Annotated in this window: 20 protein-coding genes; 18 read left to right on the forward strand and 2 right to left on the reverse strand. The window is 57.4% G+C overall.

What is annotated here, in order from left to right:
• The first annotated feature begins 19 nt into the window (after positions 1-19).
• The 10 genes from Q674_RS39730 to Q674_RS39775 all read left to right on the forward strand — a co-directional run bounded on the left by Q674_RS39730 (position 20) and on the right by Q674_RS39775 (position 10,111).
• Positions 20-1,198, forward strand: a complete 1,179-nt coding sequence (locus tag Q674_RS39730; RefSeq protein ID WP_011785089.1) for a vWA domain-containing protein — start codon at positions 20-22, stop codon at positions 1,196-1,198.
• Between the two features lie 429 nt (positions 1,199-1,627).
• The gene (locus Q674_RS39735) at positions 1,628-2,092 is read left to right on the forward strand and encodes an AraC family transcriptional regulator (RefSeq protein WP_224848565.1); all 465 of its coding nucleotides are present in this window, start codon (positions 1,628-1,630) and stop codon (positions 2,090-2,092) included.
• An 18-nt stretch (positions 2,093-2,110) separates the two neighbouring features.
• A complete protein-coding gene (locus tag Q674_RS39740; RefSeq protein ID WP_023010078.1) occupies positions 2,111-3,751 on the forward strand; it encodes a tetratricopeptide repeat protein in 1,641 nt (546 codons plus the stop codon).
• Positions 3,748-6,567: an outer membrane protein assembly factor BamD gene (gene bamD / locus Q674_RS39745; protein ID WP_023010079.1), complete on the forward strand. Its 2,820-nt coding sequence runs from the start codon at positions 3,748-3,750 to the stop codon at positions 6,565-6,567. The genes Q674_RS39740 and bamD overlap by 4 nt, the downstream gene beginning before the upstream one ends.
• Entirely contained in the window at positions 6,564-7,052 is a 489-nt protein-coding gene (locus tag Q674_RS39750; RefSeq protein WP_031210531.1) for a tetratricopeptide repeat protein, read from the forward strand. The genes bamD and Q674_RS39750 overlap by 4 nt, the downstream gene beginning before the upstream one ends.
• Positions 7,049-7,420, forward strand: coding sequence for a hypothetical protein (locus Q674_RS39755; RefSeq protein WP_023010081.1), 372 nt, complete (start codon positions 7,049-7,051; stop codon positions 7,418-7,420). Before Q674_RS39750 ends, Q674_RS39755 begins: the two co-directional genes overlap by 4 nt.
• A gap of 26 nt (positions 7,421-7,446) precedes the next feature.
• Positions 7,447-8,097: a MotA/TolQ/ExbB proton channel family protein gene (locus Q674_RS39760; protein ID WP_014421339.1), complete on the forward strand. Its 651-nt coding sequence runs from the start codon at positions 7,447-7,449 to the stop codon at positions 8,095-8,097.
• A 40-nt stretch (positions 8,098-8,137) separates the two neighbouring features.
• Positions 8,138-8,668, forward strand: coding sequence for an ExbD/TolR family protein (locus Q674_RS39765; RefSeq protein WP_023010082.1), 531 nt, complete (start codon positions 8,138-8,140; stop codon positions 8,666-8,668).
• On the forward strand, positions 8,665-9,153 hold the full coding sequence (locus Q674_RS39770) for an ExbD/TolR family protein (protein ID WP_011785081.1): 489 nt from the start codon (positions 8,665-8,667) through the stop codon (positions 9,151-9,153). Before Q674_RS39765 ends, Q674_RS39770 begins: the two co-directional genes overlap by 4 nt.
• Positions 9,146-10,111 carry an AgmX/PglI C-terminal domain-containing protein gene (locus Q674_RS39775; protein ID WP_014421342.1) on the forward strand — a complete coding sequence of 322 codons (966 nt, stop codon included), beginning with the start codon at positions 9,146-9,148 and terminating at the stop codon, positions 10,109-10,111. Before Q674_RS39770 ends, Q674_RS39775 begins: the two co-directional genes overlap by 8 nt.
• Positions 10,112-10,124: 13 nt before the next feature.
• Here Q674_RS39775 and Q674_RS39780 read toward each other — a convergent pair whose 3' ends face one another.
• Positions 10,125-10,610 carry a MaoC/PaaZ C-terminal domain-containing protein gene (locus Q674_RS39780; protein ID WP_022991144.1) on the reverse strand — a complete coding sequence of 162 codons (486 nt, stop codon included), beginning with the start codon at positions 10,608-10,610 and terminating at the stop codon, positions 10,125-10,127.
• A gap of 223 nt (positions 10,611-10,833) precedes the next feature.
• Between Q674_RS39780 and Q674_RS39785 the strand changes: the two genes are divergently transcribed.
• From Q674_RS39785 to Q674_RS39795, 3 genes are all read left to right on the forward strand, one after another.
• Entirely contained in the window at positions 10,834-12,510 is a 1,677-nt protein-coding gene (locus Q674_RS39785; protein WP_023010083.1) for a long-chain fatty acid--CoA ligase, read from the forward strand.
• Positions 12,511-12,637: 127 nt separating this feature from the next.
• On the forward strand, positions 12,638-16,558 hold the full coding sequence (hrpA, locus tag Q674_RS39790) for an ATP-dependent RNA helicase HrpA (RefSeq protein ID WP_031210533.1): 3,921 nt from the start codon (positions 12,638-12,640) through the stop codon (positions 16,556-16,558).
• 126 nt (positions 16,559-16,684) lie between these two features.
• Positions 16,685-17,806: a beta-ketoacyl-ACP synthase III gene (locus tag Q674_RS39795; RefSeq protein ID WP_023010085.1), complete on the forward strand. Its 1,122-nt coding sequence runs from the start codon at positions 16,685-16,687 to the stop codon at positions 17,804-17,806.
• Between the two features lie 6 nt (positions 17,807-17,812).
• On the opposite strand, the gene Q674_RS39800 is transcribed toward Q674_RS39795, so the two are convergent.
• Positions 17,813-18,220 carry an acyl-CoA thioesterase gene (locus Q674_RS39800; protein ID WP_014421347.1) on the reverse strand — a complete coding sequence of 136 codons (408 nt, stop codon included), beginning with the start codon at positions 18,218-18,220 and terminating at the stop codon, positions 17,813-17,815.
• 88 nt (positions 18,221-18,308) lie between these two features.
• Between Q674_RS39800 and Q674_RS39805 the strand changes: the two genes are divergently transcribed.
• The 5 genes from Q674_RS39805 to dinG are packed head-to-tail and all read left to right on the forward strand — an operon-like array spanning position 18,309 to position 25,236.
• Entirely contained in the window at positions 18,309-19,091 is a 783-nt protein-coding gene (locus Q674_RS39805) for a VacJ family lipoprotein (protein WP_022991148.1), read from the forward strand.
• Between the two features lie 23 nt (positions 19,092-19,114).
• Positions 19,115-20,602, forward strand: a complete 1,488-nt coding sequence (locus Q674_RS39810; RefSeq protein WP_031210534.1) for a DUF3336 domain-containing protein — start codon at positions 19,115-19,117, stop codon at positions 20,600-20,602.
• 6 nt (positions 20,603-20,608) lie between these two features.
• On the forward strand, positions 20,609-22,297 hold the full coding sequence (locus Q674_RS39815) for an ExeA family protein (protein ID WP_023010087.1): 1,689 nt from the start codon (positions 20,609-20,611) through the stop codon (positions 22,295-22,297).
• A 3-nt stretch (positions 22,298-22,300) separates the two neighbouring features.
• Positions 22,301-23,059 carry a general secretion pathway protein GspB gene (locus tag Q674_RS39820; protein WP_023010088.1) on the forward strand — a complete coding sequence of 253 codons (759 nt, stop codon included), beginning with the start codon at positions 22,301-22,303 and terminating at the stop codon, positions 23,057-23,059.
• Positions 23,059-25,236 (forward strand): ATP-dependent DNA helicase DinG, encoded by a 2,178-nt coding sequence (gene dinG, locus Q674_RS39825; RefSeq protein WP_011785070.1) that lies wholly within the window; start codon positions 23,059-23,061, stop codon positions 25,234-25,236. The genes Q674_RS39820 and dinG overlap by 1 nt, the downstream gene beginning before the upstream one ends.
• Positions 25,237-25,303: the final 67 nt, after the last annotated feature.

Here is a 25,303-nt window from a genome sequence, read left to right on the forward strand (position 1 = left end):
CCGACAAGAGCCTTGCTTTATGTTGATTGATTTTTTCCTCGAAGTACGGCGGGCCAAGGTGCCGGCCAGTCTGCGGGAATTCCTGGACCTGCTGGAGGCCATTCAGCAGCGCCTGGCATTCGCAGACATGGAGGAGTTCTATTACCTGGCCAGGGTGTGCCTGGTTAAGGATGAGCGGCACTTTGACAAGTTTGATCGCGCCTTCCAGGCCTATTTTGAAGGCATCGAGAATCTCGATGATCTGCTCGAGGCGCTGATTCCGGACGATTGGCTGCGCGCCGAATTCGAGAAACACCTGACCGATGAAGAGAAAGCCAAGATCGAGTCTCTCGGCGGGCTGGAAGAGTTGATCGAAACCTTCAAAAAGCGCATGGAAGAGCAGAAGGAGCGTCACGCCGGCGGTAACAAATGGATTGGTACCGGCGGAACCTCACCGTTTGGTGCCAACGGTTACAACCCGGAAGGTTTCCGCATCGGCCAGAACAAGGGTCGCCACGGCCGGGCGGTTAAAGTCTGGGAAAAGCGTGAGTTCCGTGATCTGGACGACAGCATCACCCTCGGCATCCGCAACATCAAGGTCGCCTTGCGCCGGCTGCGTAAATTTGCCCGACAGGGCGCGGCAGACCAGCTCGACATGGATGACACCATCCGCTCAACGGCCCGCAATGCAGGATACCTGGACCTGAAAATGGTTCCGGAGCGGCACAACGCCGTGAAGGTTCTGATCTTTTTTGATGTGGGCGGTTCAATGGATCCTCACGTTCGCGTGTGTGAAGAGCTGTTCTCCGCGGCACGTCTTGAGTTCAAGCACATGGAGTATTTCTACTTCCACAATTTCATTTATGAAAGCGTGTGGAAGAATAACATCCGGCGCATGAACGAGACGCTCAGCACCTGGGACATCCTGCATAAATATACGCCGGACTATAAGGTGATTTTTGTCGGGGATGCCACCATGGCGCCTTATGAGATCACGCATCCCGGTGGCTCGATCGAACACTGGAATGAGGAAGCAGGCGCCACCTGGTTCCAGCGTGTGACCGAGCATTTCCGAAAGGTGGTGTGGCTCAACCCGTTACCGGAAAGCTACTGGGGATCGGGTGGTTCACTGGGCATTACCCAGCAATTGGTCAATAATCATATGTACCCTTTGACCATTGAGGGGCTCGAATCGGCCATGAGGCAGTTGAGTAAATAAAAAAAAGCCGATGCGGTTGAGGGCATCGGCAAAGCTCGGCATATTCAAGCGGGGGTTGCCCGAAAGGCGCTCCCGCCATCTCTGGTAGAGCAATTCCGGGGCCATGCCCCTGTATCTGCTTTTAGTATCAATAAGTTGCCTCGTCATAGGGCTGTCCAGTCCTCTGTGATCCGCCTCCCTTTTCTTTGTTTCTGTCAAATTAGTCGACGCTTTTCGTTGCCAATACCCGGCCAAATGCTCATTTGGTGAAATGGATACCGTTCTTGGTTGTTAGCGGGTGTTACTCTTTATTTCGAAATGTTACCTGAGCCGCGCACCAGCGCGGCCCGGCAAGGCAGGAAAGTGATGTTCGGCAGACAAAAACCACAAAAGTGCCGGATTGCCCCAGGGATCAGGGGGTTTTGTATATCCGGAATGATCATTGCCGCGATGGCGGCAACCTCCCACGCATCGTCGCTCGATGAGCAGATCGAGCGTCTGAACGCTGACATTACCCGGCATACCGCAAGTGTGCATGCCCTCGAGCAGAAACTGCTGCACCCGGTGAATACCCGGGTGGCGGTCTTTCTGTCGTTGGCGAACAGGCAAGCCCTTGAGCTGGATTCGGTAGAACTGTTCGTCAATGAGCAGCCGGTTACCGCTCATCTGTACACAGAAAACGAACGGAGCTCACTGGGCCAGGGCGGTGTACATCAACTGTTTATCGGCAACCTCGCGGACGGAAGACATACTCTCAAGGCAGTGATCAACGCCCGGGCGGCCAACAATCGTTTCGTGCGCCGGGAGATTGTCCACGATTTCCGGAAACAGCCCGGCACTTTGCGCCTGCAGATGACGCTGAACGCCAAGGCACCGGACTATGAACCGGAAGTCTCATTTGTTGAGTGGAAATAACCGGCCATGAATGGGCGCATGTCTCTGTTCCTCCGAAACAGTATTGGTGTCATGGCAGCGATGCTGGCAGGTGTGGCAACGCCGGTAGCAAATGCCATGGATAACTCGTTGGCATCTGGTGTGGTTCGCTTTGCGCTGGATACCGGTGAGGCTTCCTCGGTTGTCGGGTTGGCAATGAAGCTTGAAGGCGAATCGGCCGATTACCTTCAGGCCCGGCTTATGCTGGCCTCGGGGCAGCATGACGAGGCCAGGGCTGGGTTTGAGGGTGTATTTAACGGTGCGTCTCACCGTGGCGAAGCGGCATTGGCTCTGGCTGAAATGGCACAGGAAGATGGCGATCTCACCGGTGCGGAAAACTGGTACCAACAGGCGCGCCGAACCGGCTATGGCGAAGTGGCTCAAAAAGCGCTTCTTGGTCTGGCGGAGCTGGCCAGAATACAAGGGAAGACCGACGCGGCCGGTCAATACCTTGCGCGTATGGAAGATGGCTACTGGGCGGCCGTGGGCTATATGAACCTGGCGGCGGATTTCGCCCGCGATGATCTCGATTCGTCACGGGCCCTGGTTTCGCTCCGGGTTGCCATGGCCATGGCTGCCAAGGATACCGACACCAGCCGGAGCCGGGCACTGCTAGATCAGCTCAATCTCCGGGCCGGCTATCTTGCATTGGGTAGCGAAGATTACGACAAAGCGATTGATTTCCTGGAGAAGGTCTCTCTGGAAAGCTATCACACACCTCAGGCTCTCTACCTTCATGGACTGGCGCTGTCGCGCAAAGGTAACCACCGTGCCGCCATGCAGAGCTGGCACCGTGCCAAGAAATTTCCGCTGGCGTTTCCCGGTGTTTCAGATGCGTGGATTGGTATGGGCCGTGGTTACGATCTTTCCGGGTACCCGGGCCAGGCGGGAGAATCCTGGTTGGCAGCCAACGCGGCCTATGAGGGAGAACGGGTTACCCTTGGCAAGTTGTCCGAAAGGATCACGGCTGAAGGAGCCTACAAAGCTCTGGTTCAGGATGCCCGTAGTGACGACATTCAATGGTTTTTGGCCGATAACCGAACGTTAACCCAGCCACGAATGGCGTATCTTCTGCGCTTCATGGAAGAACCCGGGGCCCAGGTGGCGGTGCGGAGGGTGGCGCGCCTTGATGAGATGGAAGCAACATTGGATGCGAGCAAGTATAACCTGGAGGTTTTCATCCAGGCCCTTGAAGGCTATATGGCCTCGGTCGGTTCAGGGGGGGCGGCGTCACAAACCCTGGTACTTGAGCAACAGCAGAGTGATCTGGAATCCAGATTGAATGGGTTGGTGGAGCAGGCGGCTACGCCTGCCCAGGTCGCAGAGTTGCGTCAGCTAAAACAGTCCCTGGCAGGTGCGGGCCGCCGAATGGGCGCGTTGAATCAGCAGATCCTCCAAAGGCCTGAGCGCCTGGAGACGGTTCTGGACGAAGCTCGTGCATTGAGCGACGCCACCAAGGATTTACGTTACAAGACCCTCAGTCTCCGGGAGCAGGCTGCGCGAGAACTGGATGCACTGGCACTGGCGTTTGTTAAAACGCAGACCCAGCGCATGACTCACGCGCTGGACAAAACCGAGCAGCAAATCGCCCATCTCTACGAGTATCTGGCTCTGGAAAATCTCGGGGAGGGTGCACAGTGAATCTGCCTTTTGCTCCGAAGTCCTTTGCGGCATCCCTTGTCATGATTGTGGCGTTGGCCCAAGCGCCGGTTTCTGCGCAGGAATCGTTCCGCGTGGAGTTGGGGCGGGATGGTGAAACCCTGGGGGATATGCGCCCGGTGTTTCTGAAATTTGAGAGCCGGCCGCTGCCGGCGATTTCGCCTCTTGAAGTGGCTCGCCGTTATCAGAAGCTGTTTGAGTCCTCGGATGAGCCTGAAGTGCGGATAGACGCCCTGAACCGGCTCAACAACATCCGTGATAGGTCGGGAGAGGACGTCGGGTTCTCCGAAGAGCGGGAAGCGGCCATCTATGAGGAAGTGCTCGAGAGCTACGAAAGCATTCTGGCTAAAGGGTCCTTTTCCGGGCGTCTCGACGAGTTGCTGTACCAGATGGCCAAGGCCCACGCGCTGACCGGGCAACCGGAGCAGTCCATCGCAAGACTGAAACAGCTTGTTGGACTTTACCCGAACTCGGAACTGGTACCTGAGGCCCGTTTCCGCATTGCGGAAGCGGCTTTCTCGGCCGGGCGCTACGCGGAGGCAGAGGCCGGTTACCGACAGTTGCTGGAGCATGACAGCCACCAGGAACTCGCCGCCAAAGCTCGCTACATGCTCGGCTGGAGTCAGTTCAAACAGGGTAATCCCGCTTGGGCCCGTGCGTCAGCCAGCTTCACGGCGGTACTGGACCAGCAGTTACCAGACCACTCCGCCCTGGCCAACCCGTCGGCGCACTCCATGGATATGCTGGCGGACACCTTCCGGGTGCTGGCCTTGATGGCGTCCCGCCAGAGTGATGCCCGGACCCTTGCCGACTGGCTGGATGGTCGTGAGTCATCAGCATGGCAGCATCTGTTATACGACCGGCTTGCGGATCTGCATGCGGTGGAACGCCGTTATGAACGGGCGGTGTCAGTCAACAACGCTTTTGTGTCCGAGTTTCCGGGCCACACAGCGAGCCCGGATTTCCTGGCCCAGAGTGTTTCCTACTGGCAACTGGCCGGTAATACCTCAAAAGCTCTGGCGGCGCGGGATGATTACGTCCAGCGTTTGGGGGTAGAGGCCCGATTCCAGACGATGACTCCTGAGCAGAAGTGGCTTTGGGCGCAATACACCCGCTTCCTCGCTGATCACTACTACGCCACCGGTACAGACCTCAGTAGCCGGAACCAAACGGCTGCCGCCAGTGAAGCCTGGGCCAAAGCCGCCCATTATTACGAGCGGCTTGCACCTCGCTCGGATCAAGCCGGGGAACTGCTCCATCTCGCAGGCGATGCCCGGTTACTGGCTGGCGATCGGGCTGAAGCCGTCAGGAATTTCCGGGCCGCAGCCTACGACCATCGCCACGGGGATTCCCGGGATTCGGCCTGGGCCGCGATCCGAATTGTTCGTGAGGATCTTGAGCTGGCCTCAGGAGAGAGCAGAACTGCGACGCTGCTCGTCCTGAGCAACGAAGAGCAGCAATATGCAGAGGCGTTTGGCCCGGATGAACGTCTGTCGGGGCTCCGTGCCGACCTTGCCAACCGTTGGTACGACCTGGGCGAATTCGAGCGTGCCCTGCAATACGCCAGTTCTACACTGACCTGGGAGCGGGCGGGGGTTACCGAGCGTTACGCCGCGTGGTTGGTGACCGCGCGTATTCGACAGAAAAACAACGAATTTGGGCTAGCTGAACGTGCGTGGCGCCAGGCTTTGCTATTGGCTGACGAAGCCAGCCCGGATGCAGAAAGCCAAAGGCGCAGTCTTCTGGAACAACTCGCGTCCGCTATCTATCAGCAGGGTGAAAAGGCTGCTCGTGCCGGCGACGCAACTTTGGCCGTGGCGCATTTCCAGAGGGTTGAGGGCGTTATGCCGGGCTCTGAAATTGCGATCAAGGCTCGCTATGATGCCGCGAATACCCTGCTTCGGGCATCCGACTGGCTGGCTGCCATCAATGAACTCCAACGCTTCCGGATGGATTATCCGAGTCATGAGCTTACGCCTGAAACCAGTGAGAAGCTGGTTCTTGCCTATCAGGAATCTGGCCAGGGATTAAAAGCCGCGGAGGAGCTGCTGAGTCGCTCAGAAACGCTTGCGGACCCGTGGCCCACCAGGCTGCGTGCTGCGGCCATTTTCCACGCAGAGGGTGACAGCGCTTCCAGAAACCAGCTTTACAAAAACTGGCTGGCGGTTGCACCCACGCCCGATTCCGCCGAGGAGCATGTTCAACAGCAGACCATGCGCCAGCGCCTGATCGAATCGGGAGACTCGGTGATTGCCGTACGTGAACAACTGCTGGCTCGGGAACGAGCCAGCCATTGGCATTCCGAGGATACCCTGAAATGGGCTGCCGATGCTGCACTGTTCTTTGGTGCCCAGACGGCAGAGCGTTTTGCCGGCATTGCACTGGTTCACCCGCTGGAGCAGTCACTTGCACGAAAGCAGGCGGCCATGCAGCAGGCTCAGGAGTATCTCCTGGAGGCAGAGTCCTTTGCCGGCGTTGGAGTACGTTCGGAGGTTTTATATCGCCGTGCTGAACTCTATCGAACACTGGCGTCTGACCTCATGTCCTCTGAAGTACCTGCGGAACTGAACGAAATGGAAGCCATGCAGTATCAGATGCTCCTGGAAGAGGAAGCGTTTCCACTTGAGGAAGAGGCCATGGCGCTGCACGCCCGCAACCACGAACGTATCCCCGCGGAGGGGTTCGATGAGTGGATTCAGCGCAGCCTGGAGGCCCTGGCCGCAATGCATCCCGGGCGCTACGACCGACAGCTTCGCTGGATGAGTTGGACGACGGACACCAATCAGGGAGGCTCATGATGAGGTTGAGAGGGATACCCCAGGTTTTCCGGTTTTTACTTCTTCTGGTTCTTGCGGGGTTGGCTGGCTGCGCTTCCAAAGCGCCGGCACCTGAAAAAGTGGCGCCGGTGTATCAGCCGGAACAGTCAAAAGAGTGGGAGCGGCAGGGCCGGCAGGCCTACGAAGCTGGTGACCGGAAGATGGCGCTGGAGGCCTGGCACCAGGCGGTTGCGGCGGATCCTGCCAACGTGAGGGTCCGCAACAATCTGGCACTGCTTCTTAAAGGGCAGGAGCGCTTCGAGGAAGCCGCCGAGATGTTGGAAGCGGGGTTGAAGGTGACGCCGAAGGTGGCGGAACTGCATTACAACCTGGCGGTGATATCGGAACTCTACCTGCTGGACCTCGACAAGGCGCTGGAACATTACCAGCAATATCAGTCCCTGGTGGGGGCGGAAGGCTCGCAGGTTGCCGGCTGGATCGCAGATCTTGAACGGAGGCTGGAATGATGCTGTCCAGGTTAACGCGCTGCGGTTTCCCCCTGTCTGTTCTGTTGCTTTGGCCGGCCATCGGCTATTCCGCAGAAGGCAACAGTGAGGCGGAGCAGAGCCAACAGAACGTTCTGCAGGTACGGGGGCTCTCTGCTGGCACCGGCGAAGACGATCCGAGAATTCTGTACATATTGCCCTGGCAAACGCCGAGCCTGCCCCGGCGCCCGAGAACCGAACTCAATCAACAGGCACCGGAACTTTTGCATCCGGTACCTCAACCGGTTCTGGAGAACCACCGCCAGTTCCGCGAAAATCTGAACCCCCTTGTGCTGACACCAACGCTTTCTGCAGGGCAGGGCGCCGCACCAGTTGAGTCGCAACCGTAACGTCGCAGTAGATGGAGAACTACACCATGCTTGATACCGTTATCCGCTTTTTCCAGGAGGGTGGTCCCTTCATGTACCCGATTGCCATTGTGCTTGCACTGGGGCTGGCGATCACTCTGGAACGTTTCCTGTATCTCGGAGCGGTTCGCCGTCGAAACCGGGTGGCATTTGAGCGCGGCATTCTGCCCGCCCTGCAAAAACGTGATTACCAGCGCGCCATGAAGGCGGCGTCCAGCTCAGACAGCGCAATTGCCTCAGTGCTTGGCGCTGGCATTGCCCGGTTGATCAATAACTGCCGGCGTGAAGACATCGAATACGCGATGGAAGAGGGGCTGATGGAAGTGCTGCCCCGATTGGAAAAGCGCACGCAGTATCTCGCCACCCTGGCCAACATTGCGACGCTGCTGGGCTTGCTTGGCACCATCATTGGCTTGATTGCGGCATTCACCGCGGTTGCTGCCGCAGACCCCGCGCAGAAGGCATCGCTGTTATCGGAAAGTATTTCCGTGGCCATGAATACCACTGCTTTTGGCCTGATGTCGGCCATTCCGCTGCTCCTGTTCCATGCGGTACTGCAGACCCGCACCAACGAGATTGTCGACAGTTTTGAAATGGCGGGGGTCAAGCTCCTTAACATGGTGTCTGAGTCCGCAAACCGGCCGGCGGCGGCCGCCTGATGGTGCCGGCAATCCAGGATCTGATCAGGAGTAGCCGAAAATGAGACGTCGACATCGCAGACTGACGGCCTCGGCAGACCTCGACATTACCGCCTTTCTCAATCTGATGATTGTGCTGGTGCCGGTGTTGCTTCTGGGCATGGTGTTCAGCCAGATCCGGATGATCGAGCTTAACTTTCCGGGCATGGAAGCGGGGCAGGCGCCGGATGCCGAATCGTTCCGGCTGGTGGTGACGGTGCTCCCGGAGGGTATTGAGGTGGCGGACAGCGACCGCGGCCTCATTGATGTGTTGCCTGTTACCGGGCAGGGCCAGGCCTATTCACGGCTGAGTGAACTGTTGCAGCAGATTAAATCCCGGATGCCCGACAAGACGGACGTGATCCTGGAAGTCGGACCAGACGTTGACTACCAGACTCTGGTGTCGGTTATGGATACGGTGCGCTCTTACCAGGCGGTGGTGGCAGCGAGCGTTGTGGAAGCAGAGCTCTTTCCGGATGTGTCTTTGATGGATGCTGGTGAGGATCGCAATCTGGCCGCGCGACCGATGGAAGGCAAAGGAGAAGGCGCGTGAAGTTGTCGAGACGAGCCCGACTGCGCCAGCGACACTATGGCCGGATGCACAAGGCGGGTGGCCTGAACCTGGTGTCACTGATGGATATCTTTACCATCCTGGTGTTCTTCCTGATGGTGAATTCCTCGGATGTTAAGGTCATGCAGAACACTGCGGATGTTCCCCTGCCCAGTTCGACCGCCCAACAGGAAGCCGTGGAAAATCTGACGGTACAGGTGGTCGGCCAGTCCATTCTGGTCCAGGGCCGGGAAGTGGCGCGCCTGGACGGCATAGAAGCCACGGATACTCGCATTGCCGGCTTGTCCGAAGAGTTGGCGTACCGAAGGAACCGTTGGGCTGAGGTACCGGAAAACGGTCTTGAAGTTACGATTATGGCAGCGAAAGATACCGATTACCGGTTGCTGAGAAAGATCATGCAGACCTGTGTCGATGAGCAGTTCCGGCAGGTACGACTGGCGGTGGAGTCGGAGGTTCGTAATGGTTGATCACAGGGAGCTGTCGCAACCTTCCCGGCTGCCCTGGTCCAGGGACAGAGCAGAGTCAGGCCGCTTCGGCCTGATAACCGGGCTGATGCTGGCGCTGTTTCTGATTCCTGCCCTCATTATTCCGGGCCTGCAGGTACCGGAACCTGAGCGTGAACAGGCGGAGCAATTGCCGCCTCGGCTGGCGAAGCTGGTACAGCCACCCAAGCCGGTTGAGCCACCCGAGCCGGTTGTGGAGCCAGAACCTGAGCAACCCAAGCCAGAGCCAGAGCCGGAACCGACGCAGGTTGAGGAGCCGCCACAGACCCGTCCTGAGCCGACTGTCGCAAAAACGGAGCCGAAGCCTGCGCCGCAGACGACCGAGCAGGCTCGTGAAACCGCCTCACGTTCCGGCCTGTTTGCCATGAAAGACCGGCTCAGTGCTCTGACGTCTGTGGACACTCCGGCACCTGAGGTGCAGCGTGTCGCGAATGTCAATAACAGTCAGGCGGTTGGCCTGGCACCGGAAACGCCGAATGATTCGGTACTGCAAGGCAGCGGCGGTGTTGAAACCCGCGAAGGGCCAGTTCGGGAAGTCGAACTGGCAAAGCATGAAACCAGTGACGTAGCCGCTCCCCGGGAAACCGCGCCTCAGGTGGCAAGCCAGCCGGAACCCGCCCGGCCGTCAGTGGGCGAGCGTGCCATGAGCAATATCCGGCAGGTATTTGATGCCCAGAAGAGCGTGCTCTATTCCCTGTACCAGCGGGAGTTACGGCAGGATCCAACCCTTGAGGGTAAGGTTACCCTGGAACTGGTGATTGAGCCGGATGGCAGTGTCTCAGCCTGTGACGTGGTGGGCTCGGAGCTGGACCACCCGATGCTGGAGAAGCGCATTGCTTTGCGCGTACAGATGTTCAATTTCGGGGCAGCCAATGTGGAAACCCGGAAGGTACGATTCCCCATCGATTTCCTTCCGGGGTAATGCCGGCCGAAACTCAGTTTTCGATGGTGATTTTCGGCAAGCGGGGTTTTTGCAACGACATCTTTTCGGTGGGGGCAATCACCTTGGCCTCGCCGGTAACCACTTGATCACCGTTCTGATTGCGCACATCGCAGCCAAAAGAGACACGGTTTTTAGGTTCCTTGCGAAGCACCGACAAGGTGACGGTCAGTGTGTCGTCCAGCTTGACCGGTCGTTTGAACGACAGGCTCTGTTCCAGGTAGATGGTGCCGGGGCCGGGCATGACTGTGGCCAGGGCGGCAGAAATCAGTGAGCCACTCCACATACCATGAGCGATGCGCTCCCGGAACATGGATTCTGCGGCAAACTCGGAATCCAGGTGTACCGGGTTTACGTCTCCGGATACCGCAGCAAACAGCACCAGCTCATCTTCGGTGAGGGTGCGTGTGAAGGTGGCTGAATCGCCCTCGTTCAGTTCGTCGTAGGTAATGTTTTCCAGCGTATCCAGGGTGTCGCTCATCACAGGCTCCGGTGATTCAGTGTTCAAGTACGGTTGTACCGTTTGCTGATCTGAAAACTACCTCATCGTTAACAAAACTGCTATTCTCTCCCCACTTTTTTGAGGCTGATACTTTCGTCGGGTTGATTTTCCCGAGCGATCGGTCTTGGCAAAACATTACAATCAGGGGGCTTCTGAACCCATCCGGTAGTACCCCACCGCGCCAATCAGACAGGAGATGGTGATGGATTTTGAGCAGTTCTATCAAGACAAATACCCAGCTGGCATCCCCCGGGAAATCGATCTCAATAAATACAAGAACATGGTGGATGTTTTTGAGCAGGCGGTACAGAAGTTTGCAGACAAGCCTGCGTTTACAGCAGTTGGTGTTACCCTGACCTATCGGGATCTTGATACTCAAAGCCGTAACTTCGCGGCCTGGCTGCAGAACAAAACTGACCTGAAACCGGGCGACCGCATTGCGGTGCAGATGCCGAACGTGACCCAGTATCCGGTGGTTGTGTTCGGGGCCATGCGCGCTGGCCTGATTGTGGTGAACACCAACCCCCTGTACACCACTCGTGAGATGGAGCACCAGTTTAACGATTCTGGCGCAAAGGCACTGGTTGTTCTGGCTAATATGGCGGACAACGCGGAGAAGGTTTTGCCCCATACCGGCATTGAGCACGTGATCGTGACCGAGATTGCCGATATGCATTCTCCCATCAAGCGTACCCTGATGAATGCCGCGGTGAAGCACCTCAAGAAGATGGTTCCGGCGTTCAACATTCCGGGTGCTCATAAGCTGCCGGCGGTACTCAGCGCCGGTGCCCGTGAAAAGTTTACCCCGGTCGATATCAAGCTGGATGACCTGGCCGTGCTGCAGTACACCGGCGGTACCACTGGTGTTGCGAAGGGTGCCATGCTGACTCACGCCAACCTGGTGGCCAACCTGACGCAAGTCCGGCCGATGCTGGAAGATCAGGTGGAAGAGGGCAAGGAAGTGGTGATTGCGCCGCTGCCCCTGTACCACATTTACTCCTTCACCCTGAACTGCGGCATTATGCTGGAAGCAGGTGCCCATAACGTTCTGATTCCGAACCCGCGTGATATCCCTGGCTTCGTTAAAGAGCTGCAGAAGCAGAAGTTCTCTGCCTTTATTGGCCTGAATACCTTGTTTGTGGCCCTGTGCAACAACGAGGACTTCCAGGATCTGGACTTCTCTGGCCTCAAGCTGACTGCCTCTGGTGGTATGGCCCTGACCAGCGATACCGCTAAAATGTGGCAGCGTGTGACGGGTTGCGAAATCAGCGAAGGCTACGGCATGACCGAGACCTCTCCGGTGGTTACCTTCAACCCCCGCAGTGCCATCCAGATCGGCACCATTGGTCTGCCGATTCCGTCCACTGTGGTTAAAACCATTGATGACGACGGCAACGAAACACCGGTCGGCGAGCCGGGCGAACTGTGCGTGAAAGGCCCGCAGGTGATGCGCGGTTACTGGCAGCGTCCCGATGATACCCAGAAGTCGTTCACCGATGACGGTTTCCTGAAAACCGGTGATGTGGCGCTGATTCAGGAAGACGGTTACATCCGGATTGTGGATCGCAAGAAAGACATGATCATCGTATCCGGTTTCAACGTGTTCCCGAATGAAATCGAAGATGTCGTGACCACGCACCCGAAAGTGGTGGAGTGTGCGGCCGTGGGTATTCCCGATGCCAAGAGCGGTGAAGCGGTGAAGGTTTATGTAGTGCCCACCAAAGAAGGTGTAACCGCTAACGAAATCAAGGAGTTCTGTCGGGAGCGTCTGACCGCCTACAAGGTACCCAAGCACTTTGAGTTCCGTGATGAACTGCCAAAGAGCAACGTGGGCAAGATCCTGCGCCGTGAGCTGCGGGACGAGGCCAACGCCAAGTAACAGGCGAGGCCCGCATAACAACCAAAGACCCTGCTTCGGCGGGGTCTTTGTGTTTCTTGGCTCCGGTTTTCGTTAGACTGTTTCGCCCTGACGTTCCACCTACCCATTGATGAGCCTGCAGCTGTTAATGACTGACAACACTCGTTCCGAAACTCCCGTTGATTCCCGGGCCGCTGTCAAAGCGATGATGAGCCAGCTGGACGCCTGTAACCAGCAGGAGGCCGCCCGCATCATTCGTCGTGTAAGCCGTTGCAAGGGTAACCCTGGTAACAAGGACCTGGAAAAGATGGCGCAATGGCTGGATCAGGGGCTCGACAAGGTGCGTAAGCGTCAGGCATTGCACAAGCCGGCGACCTTTCCCGCCGGGTTGCCGGTCAGCGATCGCGTCGAGGATATCAGTGATGCCATCAACAACCATCAGGTGGTGATCATTGCTGGTGAGACCGGGTCCGGTAAAACCACTCAGATTCCGAAGATTTGCCTGAACCTCGGGCGGGGCATCCGCGGGCTTATTGGCCATACCCAGCCCCGGCGTATCGCCGCGCGCAGTGTTTCCAGCCGGATTGCCGAAGAACTGGGTGAGACGGTAGGCCAGCAGGTCGGGTACCAGGTGCGGTTTACCGACAACACCTCGGAATCGTCCCGGGTCAAGGTAATGACCGACGGCATCCTGCTGGCAGAAGTGCAGCACGACCGTTTTCTGGATCGCTATGACACGCTGATTATCGATGAGGCCCACGAGCGCAGCCTGAATATTGATTTTCTGCTCGGCTATCTCAAGCAACTGTTGCCGAAGCGCCCGGATCTGAAAGTCATCATCACCTCGGCCACGATCGAGGTGGAGCGCTTCAGCGAGTTTTTCAACGAAGCGCCGGTGATTGAAGTCAGCGGTCGTACCTTTCCGGTAGATATTCGATATCGCCCCCTGGTTGGGGACGAGGACGACAGGGATCAGGGCTGGACCGATGGTGTTCTCTCGGCATTGGACGAGATTGAACAGCATGAACGCCAGGAAAAGCAGCCTCCGGGCGATGTACTGGTTTTTCTGCCAGGCGAGCGCGAGATCCGGGCCCTGAGCAAGGTGCTGCGCCACGCCGACCTGCGTCATACCGAAGTGTTGCCGTTGTATTCCCGCCTGAGCAACCAGGAACAGAACCGGGTGTTTCAGGGTCACAAGGGACGGCGGATTGTGTTGTCCACCAACGTGGCTGAGACCTCGCTGACCGTGCCCGGTATTCGCTACGTGATTGATACTGGCGTTGCGCGCATCAGCCGGTACAGTGTGCGCTCGAAAATACAGCGGCTGCCAATTGAACCGATTTCCCAGGCCAGTGCCAACCAGCGGGCAGGCCGGTGTGGCCGTGTGGCGCCGGGTATCTGTTTCCGTCTGTACGACGAAACGGACTTTTTGAACCGCCCGGAATACACCGATCCCGAAATCCTGAGAACCAACCTGGCCTCCGTTATCCTGCAAATGGCGACATCCGGACTGGGTGAGATCCGGCATTTTCCGTTTCTTGAGGCGCCGGATCGTCGTCAGGTCAACGATGGTTACAAGCTGCTGGAAGAGCTTAGCGCCGTCGATGACAAACGGCGTGTCACCAGGCTTGGGCGCACCATGGCCCGATTGCCGCTGGATCCCCGGTTAGCCCGGATGCTGGTGACCTCAGCAGAGCAGGGCAGTCTGGCGGAAGTGTTGATTGTGATTGCCGGCCTAAGCGTTCAGGACCCCAGGGAACGCCCACAGGACAAGCAGCAGGCGGCCGACCAGGCTCACGCACCGTTCAACGACAAGGAATCGGATTTCGCCACCCTGCTGAATATCTGGAACTGGTTCGAAGAGCAGCGCCAGGAATTGTCCCAGAACCAGCTCAAAAAACTGTGCCAGAAAACCTTCCTGAGCTGGATGCGAATGCGTGAGTGGCGGGACATACACCGCCAGCTCACTCTGATCTGCCGGGAGCAGAAGCTGACATTGAATAGCCAGCCGGCCAACTACGACGCAGTGCATAAAGCCATTCTGGCCGGCTTGCTTGGCCAGGTGGCGGTGAAAGTGGAAAAGCGGGAGTATCTGGCCACCCGAAACCGCAAGGTAATGATTTTCCCGGGTTCCAAAGTCGGCAAGACGGCACCCAAGTGGATTGTGGCGGCCGAGATCGTCGAAACCAGCAAGGTGTTTGCCCGAATGGTGGCGGCCATTCAGCCCGAATGGGTGGAGCCGCTGGCCGGCCACGTGGTAAAGCACCACTTTTTTGAGCCCCACTGGGAGCAGAAGCGTGCGCAGGTGATGGGGTATGAGAAGGTCACACTGTATGGCCTGGATGTGGTGCCCAAGCGCCGCATTCCTTACGCTAAGGTAGACCCCGCCGAGTGCCGGAATCTGTTTATTCGCCGTGCCCTGGTTGAGGGGGATTATCAGTCGAGGGCGCCGTTTATTGCCCGTAACCGCGAAATGCTGGATACGGTCGAGAATCTGGAGAAGAAGACCCGGCGGCGGGATCTTTTGGTGGATGATGAAGTTTTGGTGGCTTTCTACGACCAGAGACTGCCATCGGATATCGTTAGTGGCCGACATTTTGAATCCTGGTGGAAAGGATTATCTGCCGAAGAATTGAAGAAGCTGGAGCTGACAGAGACCGACGTTCTACAAAGGCCTCTGGATGAGACCTCGGCCCAGCAGTACCCCGACTACCTGGAATGGGAAGGGGTGAAATACCCTCTGAGTTATGAATTTGAACCCACCAGTGAGCGCGACGGTGTCACCCTCAACGTGCCCTTGATGGCTTTGCGACAGATCCCCGCCCGGCGTCTGGAGTGGCTGGTGCCGGGGCTGCTTCGGGAAAAATGCATTGCCCTGGTCAAGGGGCTGCCGAAAGCGTTGCGCCGGAATTTTGTGCCGGTACCGGACTTTGTCGACGCGGCTCTGGCCAACCTGCAGCCAGGCAACGAGCCTCTGGCGATCAAACTGGGTGAACAGCTGCGACGAATGACCGGGGTCCAGATTGATCCGGATGCCTGGCCGGAGGAGGAGCTGCCCCGCCACCTGAGGATGAACCTGAGGGTGACCGGCGATAAAGGCAAGGTCATCGCCGAAAGCCGAGACACCGATGAGCTCCAGGCCAGACTGGAGGGCCGGGCCGAAGAAGCGCTGGCCTCGGCGACGAGAGATGAACCCGGGAAAAAACAGGCGGGTGAATACACCGACTGGCAATTCGGCACCTTCCCGGAGCAGGTTCAAACAGAAAAAGGCGGTATGCAGGTCACGGTTTACCCGGCTCTGGAAGATCTGGGTAATAAGGTGCGGGCTTCTCGTTGTCTGGACAAGCTCACCGCAGAGGATACCCATCGTCGCGGCGTTGCGCGGCTGATTGTGAACCGGTTCGGCAATACCCTGGCGGATCTTGAACGAAAGCTGCCTCGGTTCAAGCAGTCTGCGTTGATGTTTGCACCGATCGGCCAGGCAAAGGGACTGCTGGATGATCTGGTGTTGTCGACGGTTATGCAGCATTTTCTGGCGGACCAACTGCCCAGAACCGAACAGGCGTTCGCAGAGCTGTTCGACCGCCACCGGGGGGACTTCATTCCTGCTCTGGAAGCTGCTGACGAGCGTCTGTTTCAGGCTATGAACGGCTACCAGAAAGTCGCGAAACAGCTCAAGGGCAAGATCAATCTGGCGCTGGCGGCAAGCATGGCCGACCTCAAATTCCAGTTGCAACATCTGGTGTACCCGGGATTCCTGGTCAATACCCCGGCTCAGTGGCTGGAACGGTTCGGCACCTACTTTGAAGCGGCGGACATCCGGTTGGAAAAAATGGCGCGGGAAATGGGGCGTGAGCGGGAATTTCTTCACACAATTGAGCCATTATGGGCGCGGTATGCCGCGAAACTGGAGCAACAGAAGCGCCAGGGCGTGCGAGACCTGGAGCTGGAAAACTACCGCTGGATGATGGAGGAGTTCCGGGTGTCGTTTTTTGCCCAACAACTGGGCACGGTAATGACGGTTTCGGCGAAGCGGCTGGATAAACAATGGGAAAAGACCCGTATATAACGTTTTCGGATGCACTATAACGGGGCCACTGGACGATAGTCCCACGGGCAATTCTGCCGGACTGTGTTAGTATTTCTGACATCGTGATGTCAGAAACCGTTTTTATAATTGTGACGTGGGGTTATTGTGATTAAAGCCGTCATCAGCGGAACCGGCCTGTATACGCCGCCCGCCATTATCGAGAATGATGAACTGGTTGAAGCCTTCAATCAGTACGTGGAGCTGTTCAACAACGAGCATGCCGACGAAATTGCCCGTGGTGAGGTCGCTGCCCTGCAACCCTCGTCTTCTGCCTTTATTGAAAAAGCCTCCGGTATCAAGCGCCGGCATGTTATTGATCGGGATGGTATTCTTGATCCCCACCGGATGACCCCCTACATTCCGGAGCGCAGCAACGATGAACCGTCGGTACAGTGCGATATGGCGGTGGCCGCGAGCAAGGAAGCCCTGGCCCAGGCGGGTAAAACGGCGGCCGATGTCGATGCCGTCATTGTTGCCTGTTCCAACCTGCAAAGGCCGTATCCGGCCATCGCCATTGAAGTGCAGGAAGCCCTGGGTATTGAAGGCTTTGCCTATGACATGAACGTGGCGTGCAGTTCTGCCACTTTCGGCCTGCAGGCGGCAGTCAACTCGGTCGAAAATGGTGCAGCACGTTCGGTGCTGGTGGTCAGCCCGGAAATCTGCTCCGGCCACTTGAATTTCAGGGATCGGGACAGCCACTTTATCTTCGGTGATGCCTGCACGGCGATACTGGTTGAGCGTGAGGAAGACACTAAAGCCGGTCAGGGTTTTGAAATTCTGGGTACTCGCCTGAAAACCAAGTTTTCCAACAACATTCGGAATAACTTCGGCTTCCTCAATCGTGCCGATGAATCCGGCATTGGCAAGGCGGACAAACTGTTTATCCAGCAAGGGCGGAAGGTGTTCAAGGAAGTTTCGCCCCTGGTGGCCGAGACCATTCAGGCCCACCTGGCATCCCTTTCCCTCAGCCCGGATAATCTCACCCGGATGTGGCTGCATCAGGCCAACCTGAACATGAACCAGTTAATTGCGCGCAAGGTTCTGGGTCGCGATGCCAGTGTGGAAGAGGCTCCGGTGATTCTGGACGAATACGCTAACACCAGTTCCGCTGGTTCCATCATCGCGTTCCACAAATACAAGGACGATCTGAAAGCCGGCGATCTGGGCGTGATCTGCTCATTCGGCGCCGGCTATTCCATTGGCAGCGTCGTGGTTCGCCACCGCTGAGCCTGTTTATCTCGCTGCCAGCGCCCGCAAGGTGTCTGGCAGCGGGGTGGATTTGCGTGTCGCCCGGTCCGTCCAGACGATTTTCGCATAGCCTTCCGCGTAGATATCTCCGGTATCCTTGTCTTTCAACAGGTGGTAAGTGTCCAGGCTGGTATTTCCGGCTTTGTCCGCGTAAGTTTCCACCACCACATTGGCGGGGTGAGTCAGCTCCTTCAGGAATGTGGCGCTGGTCTTTATAATGACCGGCCCGGTGGCATCTTCGGCACCACCGAGTTCCAGTGAGGCAAGCCAGACAATCCGGGCTTCTTCAAAGAAACGAAAGTAAACTGTGTTATTGGCGTGGCCGTATGCATCCATATCACCCCATCGCAGTGCCATGGTGAGGGAGCTGACGGGATTTCCCGGTACTGACATCGGATTTCCTCCGGAAGGTTGAAAAATAATAATAAAGCGCCGGTATTGTTGACGAAACTGAACAGGTTAAACAACCCAAGAGAGCGACATGAAAGAGCGTAAGTCCCGGCGCTGGTCATCCTGGATGGTCATCGCAGTTTTCCCGGCCCTGGCGGTCTTTAATCCGGCCACGGCCCAGAATCTCCAGGAGCCCCCGGGTGAACAGACTATGCCGGTTGAAACCGGCGATCCCTATGAAAACTGGAACCGAAAGGTCTTCGCCTTTAATGATGCTATTGACCGGTGGTTTCTCCGGCCGGTAGCCAAGGGCTATCGCACTGTCACTCCAGATCTGGTGGACCGGGGGATTACCAATTTTTTCAATAATCTGACCGAAATCCGTAACTTCACCAACAGCCTTCTGCAGCTGAAGGGTGAGTCTGCGGTTGTGGCGGTTGGCCGTTTTACTTACAACACGGTTTTCGGTCTTGGTGGTTTCTTTGATGTTGCCAACGCCTTCGAGCTGCCCGAGCGGCCGGAGGATTTCGGCCAGACCCTGGCAACCTGGGGCGTGGATTCCGGTCCTTACCTGATGCTGCCGTTGCTAGGGCCGTCCACGCCCCGGTATTTCACGGGTATGGCGGCGGACGGATTCATGCTGCCTTCGGCGTGGGACTCGGTCGAGAACCCCGAATGGTATTACCTGCGAATGCTCCAGATTGTGGACAAGCGGGCAGATCTGATCCCGGCGGAGAATTTCATTTCCGGGGATCGGTACACGTTTATGCGCAATGCCTTCCTGCAGCGTCGTGAATTCCTGATTAACGATGGTAAGATCACCGAAGATCCTTTCGCGAGTGATGATGACGATCTGATGCTCGACGATTTCTGAGTGTACAAGCCGGGAGGCGACAGGTGATCAAGGACCCGAGAATAACCCGTTTCCGACAAATGCTGGCGCAGGCCACGAATTATGAACAGTGGAAAGCGGCCGCACTGGAGCTGGATTTTCTTGAGGGCAATGCTGAATGGAAAGAGGATTTTGCCTCCGATCTTTACCATTACGAGCTGATCTATGATCGCCTGTCCAATCTCAAGCAGTATCGCCAACAGAATGATTTCGAGCGCCTGAAGCGCGCGCTCAGGGAAGGGTTGCATCACGACCTTGGCAACATGGGGAATCCGGCGCTGTACACCCGCTCCCGCGTCGGTACCAAACACCTGATTGAAGAATACATCACTCAGGTCTGTGAGTCGCTGGATTACCTGTGTGACCACCCGGTTCCTGGCTTCCCGGTGTATGACAAACTGCAGTTTTTCCGCGACACCCTGACGAGCTACGGGCGGCCCACCTTACTGTTGAGTGGTGGCGCCAGCCTGGGCATGTTCCATTTCGGGGTTATCAAGGCGCTCTGGGAGAAAGGCCTTTTGCCGCAGGTGATTGCCGGCTCCAGCATTGGCGCCATTATCGCCGGCATTCTGGGGGTTCATACCGATGCTGAAATTCCTGAAATGCTGGTGCCTGAAAGCCATAACCTGAAAGCATGGAAATGGCGGGGGTTGTTAAGCGCCATGCGTGGAACCGGTCTGATGGACCAGGACACATTGCGCCGATGCCTACGGGAGAATATTGGCGACTATACCTTTGAGGAAGCCTACCAGCGCACCGGGCGCAGTATTAATATCAGTGTGTCTCCGGTGCAGGCGCATCAGAAAGCCCGCTTGCTGTGCGGTTACACCTCACCGTACCTGTTGGTGTGGAGTGCCGCCCTGGCCAGTGCCGCTGTACCGGGTATTTTCCCGCCGGTGACGCTGATGAAGAAAGATCTCAATGGCAATTCGCTGCCCTACATGCCGCGGCTCAAGTTTGTGGACGGCTCTGTTGTGAGCGATCTGCCCATTGAACGACTGATGCACCTTTATGATGTGAATTTCACCATTGTCAGCCAGACCAACCCTCACGTGGTGCCGTTTCTGACTGATCGTGGCCAGGATGAAAAACTATCTCTGACCAATCTGCCGTCCCACTTGCTGAAATCCGAGATACAGTTCCACGGGCAAGGCGTGTTCGATTACCTGCGAAAGCGTGTTCGGCCAGAGATCCTGCGGCAGCTATCCGGCCAGATGTATACCATTATGGCCCAGCGATACTCCGGCGATGTGACCATCGCACCAAACTATTCCCTGCGGCATTTTCGGCGTATGCTTGCCAACCCGAGCCCTGAGTATGTTCGTGAGATGATTCTGGAAGGTGAGCGGGCGACCTGGCCCAAGATATCCATGATCCGCTCCCACGCACGGATCTCGAAAACCCTGGAGCGTTGCGTTCGCCGCCTGAAACAGCAAAACCGGCGCGCAGCGGAACTCAAACTGGTAAGCGGTGATACCCCGGCCAGGCCCTGAGGAACCATGTACTACGATTTCTTCGGCTTTCGTGAGCCGCCATTTTCAATCGCTCCCGACCCCCGATATCTCTACCTCAGCGATCGCCACAAGGAAGCACTGGCGCACCTGATGTACGGTGTGCAGGGGCAGGGCGGTTTCATTGTGATCACTGGCGAGGTGGGCACCGGTAAAACCACGGTTTGTCGCTGCTTCATAGAAAACGCGCCGGCACATGTGGATATTGCGTTGGTCCTGAATCCACGCCTGTCCGCCAGGGAACTGTTGTCGTCCGTTTGTGATGAACTGGAAATAGCGCACCAACCTGATGCCAGTATCAAAACCCTTGTCGACAGCATCAACCAGGATTTGTTGAAAGCCCACGCTGCGGGCCGGCACAAGGTTTTGATTATTGACGAGGCCCAGAACCTCTCCGCTGAGGTGCTCGAACAGCTGCGCCTGCTGACCAACCTGGAAACCTCGGAAAAGAAACTGCTGCAGATTGTTCTGCTTGGCCAGCCGGAATTGCAGGAGATCCTGGCTCTGCCGGAACTTCGCCAGCTTAATCAAAGGGTCACGGCACGCTACCACCTGGATGCAATAGACCGGCAGGAATTGCCTGCCTATCTGCAGTACCGGCTTAATGTTGCCGGTATGCGGGGTGATATTTTTACCCCCGGGGCGGTCCGTAGACTGTATCGGGAAAGTCAGGGCGTACCCCGGCTTATCAATCTGATCAGCGACCGGGCACTGCTCGGCGCCTATGCGGAGGGAGATCATCTGATCTCCGTCACCCACATTCGCAAAGCGGCAAAAGAGGTCAATGGCGGGCTGGCGATGGCCCCGGCCGGCGGGACGTTCCGAAGCCGGGGCAGTCATGTATGGTTGGTTGTCGCCTCGGTCATACTGGCCATCATTGGCACCTTGTGGCTGCTTGAACTTCCTGGTTCACCCACCCCGGCACTCGCCGAGCCCAAGGCCGAACGGTCCGTTGCAGGTGTGATTGAACGGGAGGCAGAGCCTGAGCCGCAAACGGTATCAGATTCTGACCAGCCGGAAATCGTGGCACCGGAGCCAACATCGCAGGGGTTCGTGTTCAACCAGCACACCCAGTCGTTGGCTGAGGCCTTCGGCGCTTTGTTTGATTTGTGGGGCAAGAATTATGAACCGTCGGCCAACCCGATCGCCTGTGATTACGCCGCAACGGTAGGGCTGGCCTGCCTTGAACGCCAGGGCAGTCGGAGAAGCCTGGAGTTTATCAATCGGCCGGCCATCCTTCAGTTAAGGGATGAACGCGGTCGTACCCGCCAGGTAGTTGTGGAACAGCTGGATGGTGAGCTGGCCATGATTGCGACGCCGGTGGGCAGCCAACAAGTGCCGTTTCGCGAGATTGAGGAATACTGGTACGGTGATTTCAGGGTACTTTGGCGAATTCCTGAATTCATGACCGGCGATGGTTTCTACGGCGATGACTCTGGCCAGCAGTTATGGATCGGTGCCCGGATGATGGAGCTGGCAGAGCGTCTGAGCAGTGGTGGGCAGGAGGCGGCCCGGGTGAAGCGTATGGAGATGACGGACCAGGTGCGCTGGTATCAGGAAAAACGTGGGCTCACTGTGGATGGTATTGCAGGCGCCATGACCATTATCCAGATGAACAACGATCTGGCCGAGAATATTCCACGTCTGGTTTCGTCGGTGATGGCCAGGAGCGGGTAGCGTATGTCGTATATTCTCGATGCGCTCCGAAAATCCGAAGCGGAGCGCCGACAGGGCAAAGCGCCTGATCTCGGACAACCGGTACAGATGGTATACCGCCCTAAACGTAAGCCGGTATCGGCCGTGGTGTGGATTGCACTGGCCTTGTTAGTGAACGCGGGTGTGCTTGCCTGGTTGTTCTGGCCGGAGCGAGACGCAAAGATCGTGACGGTGAAGGAGGCTCCTGCTGTAGCCCAGGAACAGTCCGAACCGGTACCCGATGTGCCGGCGGCTCAGCCTGAGCCTGAGCCGCTTGCAGAGACTGAAATAGCGGATCCGGTCCGGGTTTCCGGAGGGCAGGACCTGTCTCAGGCAAAAGGTACAGGCGTGGTCACTGAGGCAGGTGATGATGCCATGTCAGATGAGTCCGGCGTCAACCAGCAGTCCTGGGACGAACCTGTCGTCATTGTGCCAAGTCGGTCCGAAAGTGAGCCGTTGCCACAATCTGCCTTGACGGAACGGGTGCCGCAGGGCAGGGTGCCTCACCTTGTGGAACTACCCCTTTCTTTTCAGAAGAGTGTCCCTGATTTGACTTTTAACAGTCACATATTTGCATCTGACCCCTCCGCCAGTCGTGTCATGATCAATGGCCATTACCTGAAGCCGGGAGACGGCTTTGGGTCGCTGTTGGTAGAACGTATTACCGAAGACGGCGTGGTGCTCAGCAAGAACGGCCAGTTTTTCCGTGTAGGTACCGTACGTGACTGGGTGAGCCCGAGATAATGGCGCTGACAGAGGACGTTAAACAGCAAATTCAGCAAGCCTATCGGGATGTGTTGGCGGGCAAGGATATCCGTGCCCGTTATGGCCAGCGCTTGATGATTGCGGAGATTGCCCGGTACATGGGGGAGATCACCGACAACGATGGCCAGCGCACTTCCCCGCCAGCTACCTGCGTGGTGGAGGCTGGTACCGGTACAGGTAAAACGCTGGCCTACCTCATCGCCGCCATTCCGGTGGCGAAAGCCCTTGGCAAGACTCTGGTGATTTCCACCGCCACGGTGGCGCTTCAGGATCAAATCGTTCTGAAAGATCTGCCAGACCTGCGTAAACACAGCAAGCTGGATTTCAGCTGGACTCTTGCCAAAGGTCGTGGTCGTTACCTGTGTATGTCGCGACTGGAAGCGAGGCTGCACGATGAGGGCCATGGTGACAGCGATACCATGCCGTTGTTCCTGTTGGATCAGCCGGTAGACGACGAAGCCCGTAGCCGGGCCACCTTTGAAAACATGCTTGCCAGTTATGGTTCCCGGGACTGGGACGGCGACCGGGATCACTGGCCGGAACAGATTCCCGATGAAATCTGGCGTCAGGTGACGACTGATCATCGCCAGTGCACCAACCGGCACTGCGCCTACTTTGACAGTTGTGCGTTCTTTGATGCCCGCAAGGATCTGGACGATGCCGATGTGGTGGTGGCCAATCACGACCTGGTGCTGGCGGATCTGGCCCTGGGCGGTGGCGCCATTCTTCCGGAGCCGGAGAACGCGCTGTTCATCTTCGATGAAGCCCATCACCTGCCAGACAAGGCCCTGAACCATTTCGCCGCGTCGGTGCCGTTGAACTCCACCCGGCAATGGCTGAAACAGCTTTCCCAGGCGCTGGTCAAGATGCAGCCCTGGCTTCCAGCGGGCTCCCAGGCCGCCAAAGCGGTTGAAAAGATCAGTACCGCGGGCCGGGACCTGGACCTGGCTCTCACTCGCGTGTACGAAGAGGTTGAGCAGAATACCGGCTGGGAATTCAACGAAGAGCGCCGCAGTGCCCAGTGGCGGTATCCGGATGGTGCCTTGCCCGAGAAGCTGGCCGAGTTGGCTGGGGAAACACGAATTGCCACGGCAGGGTTGTGTCGGCACCTCGGAACATTGGTCGATGAACTCCAGAGCGCATTCGATGAGCGCAAGGATCCCGAGCTGGACCGGGACACAGCAGATTCCTGGTATCCGGTAGTAGGTTCCTTTCATGCAAGGGCGGAAGATCAGCTGCGGTTGTGGATTGCCTGGAGCGAAGGTGTCGCCATCGTCAGTGATGAAGAGGAGCCGGTGGTCGAAGCTCCTGCCCGTAAAGGCCCACCGGCGGCAAGGTGGGCAGTGCGCCAGCGCTGGGACCATGCAGAAGACATTACCTTGTTCAGCTCGCCGGTACTGGCCGATAACCTGCTTTATTCTCGACTGTGGTCGAGAGCTTATGGGGCGGTGCTGACCAGTGCCACTCTGACGGCGCTCGGGCGCTTTGATCGCCTGCGTTCACGGGCCGGATTGCCTGAGGCCAGCCGTTATCTGGTAGTGCCAAGTTCTTTCCGGTACGCCGAAATGGCGACGGTGGAAGTGCCGGCCATGGTCGCCATGCCTACCGACGATGGTTTCGCCGATGCCCTGGTTAAGCGTTTACCGGAGCTCTGGGCCGGAGAAAAGGCGACACTGGTCCTGTTCACGTCGCGCCGTCAGATGCAGCAGGTCCGTGATGCGCTGGCGCCTGAATACCCGGAACTGATCCTGACCCAGGACGATATGGCCAAGAATGAGGTGCTCAGGGTGCATTGCAGCCGGGTTGACGAAGGTAAGCCCAGTGTACTGTTTGGTGTGGCCAGTTTCGCGGAGGGCATTGATCTGCCGGGGCGCTATCTGCACCACGTAGTCATCACCCGATTACCCTTTTCGGTACCGGATGACCCCATTGAAGCCAGCCTGGCAGAGTGGGTGACCCAGCGCGGGGGTAATCCATTCATGGAAATCACGGTGCCGGATGCTTCGGTCAAGCTGGTGCAGGCCGTTGGCCGCCTGCTGCGAACGGAACAGGACACGGGGCGGGTCACCATTCTGGACCGCAGGATTGTGGCGCGACGCTACGGCCAGTTGCTATTGGATGCACTCCCGCCGTTTCGCCGCATCATTGAACACTAGATTTCTCGCAAGCCTGTAAATAAACCCATAAATAGCCATAAAAAAAGAGCCAGCCCGCAAGGGGTGG

Origin of the sequence: Marinobacter sp. EVN1, from assembly GCF_000475375.1 — a bacterium.
GTDB lineage: Bacteria > Pseudomonadota > Gammaproteobacteria > Pseudomonadales > Oleiphilaceae > Marinobacter > Marinobacter nauticus.

Excerpts from the sequence above, each read along its gene's own strand:
- Q674_RS39775 (WP_014421342.1), top strand. The coding sequence starts at position 9,146 with ATGGTTGATCACAGGGAGCTGTCGCAACCTTCCCGGCTGCCCTGGTCC.
- Q674_RS39760 (WP_014421339.1), top strand. The coding sequence starts at position 7,447 with ATGCTTGATACCGTTATCCGCTTTTTCCAGGAGGGTGGTCCCTTCATG.
- Q674_RS39740 (WP_023010078.1), top strand. The coding sequence starts at position 2,111 with ATGTCTCTGTTCCTCCGAAACAGTATTGGTGTCATGGCAGCGATGCTG.
- dinG (WP_011785070.1), top strand. The coding sequence starts at position 23,059 with ATGGCGCTGACAGAGGACGTTAAACAGCAAATTCAGCAAGCCTATCGG.
- Q674_RS39785 (WP_023010083.1), top strand. The coding sequence starts at position 10,834 with ATGGATTTTGAGCAGTTCTATCAAGACAAATACCCAGCTGGCATCCCC.
- Q674_RS39805 (WP_022991148.1), top strand. The coding sequence starts at position 18,309 with ATGAAAGAGCGTAAGTCCCGGCGCTGGTCATCCTGGATGGTCATCGCA.
- Q674_RS39735 (WP_224848565.1), top strand. The coding sequence starts at position 1,628 with ATGGCGGCAACCTCCCACGCATCGTCGCTCGATGAGCAGATCGAGCGT.
- Q674_RS39730 (WP_011785089.1), top strand. The coding sequence starts at position 20 with ATGTTGATTGATTTTTTCCTCGAAGTACGGCGGGCCAAGGTGCCGGCC.
- Q674_RS39820 (WP_023010088.1), top strand. The coding sequence starts at position 22,301 with ATGTCGTATATTCTCGATGCGCTCCGAAAATCCGAAGCGGAGCGCCGA.
- Q674_RS39800 (WP_014421347.1), bottom strand. The coding sequence starts at position 18,220 with ATGTCAGTACCGGGAAATCCCGTCAGCTCCCTCACCATGGCACTGCGA.
- Q674_RS39765 (WP_023010082.1), top strand. The coding sequence starts at position 8,138 with ATGAGACGTCGACATCGCAGACTGACGGCCTCGGCAGACCTCGACATT.
- Q674_RS39780 (WP_022991144.1), bottom strand. The coding sequence starts at position 10,610 with ATGAGCGACACCCTGGATACGCTGGAAAACATTACCTACGACGAACTG.
- Q674_RS39755 (WP_023010081.1), top strand. The coding sequence starts at position 7,049 with ATGATGCTGTCCAGGTTAACGCGCTGCGGTTTCCCCCTGTCTGTTCTG.
- hrpA (WP_031210533.1), top strand. The coding sequence starts at position 12,638 with ATGACTGACAACACTCGTTCCGAAACTCCCGTTGATTCCCGGGCCGCT.
- Q674_RS39815 (WP_023010087.1), top strand. The coding sequence starts at position 20,609 with ATGTACTACGATTTCTTCGGCTTTCGTGAGCCGCCATTTTCAATCGCT.
- Q674_RS39750 (WP_031210531.1), top strand. The coding sequence starts at position 6,564 with ATGATGAGGTTGAGAGGGATACCCCAGGTTTTCCGGTTTTTACTTCTT.